This window comes from Gilliamella sp. B2717, assembly GCF_026536675.1.
Lineage (GTDB): Bacteria > Pseudomonadota > Gammaproteobacteria > Enterobacterales > Orbaceae > Gilliamella > Gilliamella apicola_I.
The window spans coordinates 118,500-119,111 of sequence record NZ_JAFNNQ010000016.1 but is presented as its reverse complement, the minus strand read 5'-3'; positions in this window follow the sequence as shown (position 1 = coordinate 119,111).

Sequence of the window (612 nt, the reverse complement as noted above, 5' to 3'; positions counted from 1 at the left end):
GCTAACAGACTTTCGGGGGCTTTCTTTTGTAGTGCCAGCCACTCTTTTTGAGTAATCAATTTATAACATTTCATACAGCTTGTTGTTCTCTATCCCTTATATACCAAATCCGTAATGCATAAGCTTAAACTGACGATTTAAAGCTAACATTTTGCATTTTATGGTTTTATTTTGCATTTTTATATAAAACCATTTTTTTAGGATAGANTTATTTTTTGACAGGCGACAAGCTTTTTTTTCTTTTTTTGGAAACAAATACGCAATTTATTGGAAATGATTACTCGTTATTTTTTTAATTTCAACAAACAAATTCTAATTATAAATCATTAATCAAATGGTATTGCACAAGCAATAACTGATAAAAGTCAGAATAATGAATTTATTTCTGGCTCTTTGAATCTGGATATAATTTCTTTATGTTCGGTTTAATCATCAATTGTTAATTTTTAAACGATTGAAAATATAGCGCCCGTGTATTTAGTTGCTAAAGTACAACCCCTTCATCCGTAAAATTATTGAACATACTTTTAAACACTAACTGATTATTTATCGCTTAGATTTGCTAAGTGAATTAATGGGATAGCCCATTAGTTAAGTAAAAATAAGGCAAGA